The 4,191-nt window shown below is 71.2% G+C and carries 6 protein-coding genes; 1 reads left to right on the top strand and 5 read right to left on the bottom strand.

Features of this window, described 5'->3' with window-relative positions:
- Positions 1-742, top strand: a 742-nt coding sequence (locus HUU95_RS09845; protein ID WP_174279955.1) for a glycoside hydrolase domain-containing protein, incomplete at its 5' end; no start/stop codon positions are given.
- A 10-nt stretch (positions 743-752) separates the two neighbouring features.
- On the opposite strand, the gene HUU95_RS09840 is transcribed toward HUU95_RS09845, so the two are convergent.
- The 5 genes from HUU95_RS09840 to HUU95_RS09820 form a co-directional block, all read right to left on the bottom strand.
- On the bottom strand, positions 753-1,259 hold the full coding sequence (locus tag HUU95_RS09840; RefSeq protein ID WP_174279954.1) for a hypothetical protein: 507 nt from the start codon (positions 1,257-1,259) through the stop codon (positions 753-755).
- Complete coding sequence (locus tag HUU95_RS09835; protein WP_254602727.1) at positions 1,256-1,684, bottom strand: prolyl oligopeptidase family serine peptidase; 429 nt, start codon at positions 1,682-1,684, stop codon at positions 1,256-1,258. Before HUU95_RS09835 ends, HUU95_RS09840 begins: the two co-directional genes overlap by 4 nt.
- Positions 1,642-1,938, bottom strand: a complete 297-nt coding sequence (locus HUU95_RS09830; protein ID WP_174279952.1) for a hypothetical protein — start codon at positions 1,936-1,938, stop codon at positions 1,642-1,644. Before HUU95_RS09830 ends, HUU95_RS09835 begins: the two co-directional genes overlap by 43 nt.
- Before the next feature lie 47 nt (positions 1,939-1,985).
- The gene (locus HUU95_RS09825; RefSeq protein ID WP_174279951.1) at positions 1,986-3,854 is read right to left on the bottom strand and encodes a CocE/NonD family hydrolase; all 1,869 of its coding nucleotides are present in this window, start codon (positions 3,852-3,854) and stop codon (positions 1,986-1,988) included.
- 27 nt (positions 3,855-3,881) lie between these two features.
- Positions 3,882-4,191 (bottom strand): CPBP family intramembrane glutamic endopeptidase (locus HUU95_RS09820; protein WP_174279950.1); only part of this gene is annotated, 310 nt, incomplete at its 5' end.

Raw genomic sequence — 4,191 nt, 5'->3', positions numbered from 1 at the left:
CTTCCTCGATCGATCGGGCTGGTGGCGTAATCTCGTCCGCCCGCAATCGGGCTACATCCAGCCGCGCCGCGCCGACGGCAGCTGGCCGCCGTTCGACCCGTCCTCCGACGACGAGTTCGTCGAGGGTAGCGGCGCGCAATATCTGTGGATGGTGCCGTTCGACCCCGCCGGGCTGATCGCGGCGCTGGGCGGCCGCGACGCCGCGACGCGCCGGCTCGACGCCTTCTTCCGGACGCCAGCGGGCGACTGGGCCGTGACCAAGGCCGGCCCGCTCCACGCCGAACTGGACAATGAACCCTCGATCGCCTCGCCCTGGCTCTACAATTTCGTCGGCCAGCCCTGGCAGACGCAAGCCGCCGTCCGCGCCGCGATGCGCCGGATCTGGACGAACCGGCCGGAGGGCATCTCGGGCAATGACGATCTGGGCGAGATGTCGTCCTGGTACGTCTGGTCGGCGCTCGGCCTCTACCCGCTCTATCCCGGCCGCGCCGAGCTGGTGATCGGCAGCCCGCTCTTCCCCGCCGCGACGATCGATCGGCCCGGCGGGCGCATCGTCATCCGCGGCCCCCAAGCGGCGGCGGACGCGCCCTATGTCCACGCGCTCCGGGTGAACGGTCGCGCCAGCGATCGCGCCTGGCTCCCCGCCGGGTTCGTCGCGACCGGCGGCACGCTCGACTTCACGCTCGGCACCGAACCGGACCGGCGCTGGGCGAGCCGGACGACCCCGCCCTCCTTCCGCTGACGCGCGGCGCTCACCCCGCGATGCAGGTCTGCCCGGACCACAGCCCCAGCACCTTGGACGCCGGCCCCGGATGCTTGCCCGCCAGCCAGCCGTCCGGCCCGCCGTCGCGGCCGAACTGCGCGCCCAGCCCGCCCGAATCCTCGTCGCTGTCCTCCACATCGATGTCCGGATAGGCGCGCCGCACCGCCGCCAGCGTCTGGCCGACGCGCACGCCCTGGTCGGTCGCCAGCCCCGCGCCATCCTCCGTCCAGCCGACCAGCCGCCCGTGCACGAAACTCAGCTCGAAGCCGCCGCGAAACGTCGCATAGGTCTGGATGTCGGCGCCGCCGCAATCGCCATGGCTGCCCTGCTTGACCGGCGGCCCCAACGCGCCCGCGACCAGCGCGGTCGCCTGCGCCTTGGGCGTCCGCCCGAACGTTGCGCGCGCGGCGCCGACGCGCACGCCGTCGCCGGCGAGCACCATCAACGGCGCGGGCCCGGCAGCGAGCAGCGCGGCGACGATCAGCAACGCCCTCATTTGACAAACCCCATTTGACCAAAGCGGTTGAGCAGGAAGGCGAAGGTGTCCGCGCGCTGCTCGATCTCCTGCTCGCGCGTCGTGCCGGCGACATGCCCGGCCTGCCCGTCGGCGCGGACCAGCGCGAGATGCGTCGCGCCCCAATGGGCGCGCATCGCCGCCACCAGCTTGGCCGACATCCAGGGCGAGACGCGGGCATCGTTGAAACCGACGGTGAACAGGAAGTCCGGCCCGCCCGCCACCTGCGGCAGCAGCAACGTCGAGTCCTGCGCGGCGAGCGCGGCGAAGCCGTCGGCGGTCGCGGGGTCGCCCATTTCGGCGAACTGGTTAGCGCCGTTGATCCCGGCCGCCAGGCGCGTCGGGTTGACGATCCCCGAGTCGATCACCGCGGCGGCGAACAGGTCGGGCCGCTTGAGCACGGCCATCGGCACCAGCAGGCCGCCCGCGCTGCCGCCCGTCGCGCCGCGCGGCTGGACGCGTCGATCCAGCGTTCCACCTCCGGCTGACGATCGGCGCGTTTCATCCAGCGGTAGGGATCGTCGATCGCTCGGTCGAACACGGTCTCGCGGAACGGCTCCGTCGCGGGCGGGGCGGGATAGCTGCCCAGCCCCGTCCCGCTCTGCGCCGCCGCGAGTGAGGCCATCAGCGCCAGCCCGATCACGCTCCATCCCACGCGCATCGCTCGCTCCCTTCATCGGGCAAGACGCCGCCAGCGGGCCGATCCGGTCAGCGCAGCACGGGCAGCACCACCTTGCTCCCCGCGCACACGCGCTGCTCCGCCTTGACGTAGTCGGCGGGCCGGGCGCGCGCGATGTTGGGGACGAAGCTCTGCGGATTGCGGTCGATCATCGGGAACCAGCTCGATTGCACCTGCACCATGATCCGGTGCCCCGCCTTGAACACATGGTCGTGATCGCGCAGCGGGATGTCCCAGGCGACCATTTTGCCCGGCGTCAGCGCCGCCGGCGCCGTGTCGCTGGCCAGGAACCGCCCGCGCCGGACCTCCATCGCGACCGGCAGCTGATAGCCGTTGAGCTGGCGGGCATAGTCGCCCAGCTTGCCCGCCTGCCCGTCATAGGCTTGGCTATTGTCGGGCAGCACGTCGATCAGCTTGACCACCATGTCGGCGTCGGTGCCGCTGGTCGACGCCATCAGCGTCGCCGCGAGCGCGCCCGTCACGGTCAGGTCGGCCGGAAGCGGCGCGGAGACGTAGGACAGCACGTCCGGCCGGTGATCGACGAAGCGCTGGTCGTCCGCCTCCCAGCTGCGCCAGTCGGGCGACAGATAGGTGCCGGACATCGGCCGCGCGCGATAGGGCACGGGGTTGGCGGGATCGGACGTATAGGCGCGGCACGCCTCGCCGGCGCCGGGCGCGTCGAAGGTCAGCGAGCCGTCGGCGCGCAGGTACAGCGCGGTCGCGGTGGCGCCGGCGGGCGGCCAGCTCGCATAGGTCCGCCACCGGTTGGCGCCCGACTGGAACATCTTCACCCGCCAGTCCGGGCGCGCGCCGGCGCCGTGCAGCCAATAGCGGAAGAACGGCGCCTGGATCTCGTCGCGAAACTGGTCGCCGCTGGCGGTCCCGATCGGCACCGCGCCGTTGGCGACGTGGTCGCCCGTGCCCTGCCAGCCGCCATGGTTCCACGGCCCCGCCACCATCTGCGCCAGGTGATCCGGGTCGTTCGCCGCCTGCTTCTCATAGATGCGCCACGAGCCCCACGGGTCCTCCTGGTCCCAGAAGCCCGCGACGTTGAGCGTCGGCACCGTCGTGCGGCCCAGCGCCTCCGTCCAGCGCTGGCCGGTGTAGAAGGCGTCGTGGTTGGGATGGTTAAGCAGCGCGGTGAACATCGGCACCGTCCCATGGAAGTAATCGCGGTCGATCGCCTCGGCCGATCCTTCGTGGAGGAAGAAGTCGTAGGTGTCGGTGACCGGGTAGACGAAGTCCTTGTTCTGCGCCTTGTCGAGCTGGAGCGACGACACCCAGTCGGTCGCATAGGTCAGCCGCAGCGCGCCGTTGCGATGCAGGTCGTCCGACTGCCAATAATCGAGCCACGCCGCCTGCGGACTGACGGCCTTCAGCGCCGGATGCGGGTGCACCAGCGTCACCGCCGCCGCGAAGCCGGGATAGCTGACGCCCCACATGCCCACCCGGCCGTTGTTGGGATGGACGTTCTTCACCAGCCAGTCGATCGTGTCATAGGCGTCGGTCGCCTCGTCGGTCGCGCGCGGGTCATGCGGGTGGACGGCGGTGGAGAGCGTGAACGTCCCGTCCGAACCGAACCGGCCGCGCATCGACTGAAAGACGAGGATATAGCCGTCGTCGACCAGCGACCTGTACCGCGCGACCTGCCCGGCGGACCAGGCGGCGGCGGGAACGCCATAGGGCGTGCGCTGAAGCAGGATAGGCAGCGGCCCCGGCTTGTCGGTCGGCACCATGATCACCGTTTCGAGCTTCGCGCCATCGCGCATCGGCACGGCCACCTTGCGATAGGAGAACGGCGCGGCGGGCGTGGCGGTCGGCGCCTGCGCCGGCAGGGTCGCCGGCGTGCCAAGAACGATGGGGGCGGCGAGCAGGGCGGCGAAGATGAGGCGGCGCATGCGGGGCTCCTGATGTGTTCGATGATCCTACGGGGCAAGATGTCGAAGCGAAAGCCACCGCTTCACCCGACGCCGCACCGCGGGCCTCGCCACCAGGTGCATCAGGTCGCCCGCCGCGTGCACCGCCATCACCAGCAACAAGCTCGTCGTCGCCAGATAGGCGATCGTCAGCACGCCGCCCGTGATCGTCGTCGACACCACCCCGCGCCAGCCCTGATAGTGATGCCCCGCCCCGAACAGCAGCGCCGCGCCCGCGAACGCCATCACCGGATGCCCGAACGCCTGCGTTCCCAGCAGCGGCAGCAGCAGGCGGAAATACATCTCCTCCGCCACGCCC

The sequence above is a fragment of the Sphingomonas bacterium genome, from assembly GCF_903643065.1.
GTDB lineage: Bacteria > Pseudomonadota > Alphaproteobacteria > Sphingomonadales > Sphingomonadaceae > Sphingomonas.
This window is presented reverse-complemented; position numbering and strand designations above follow the sequence as displayed.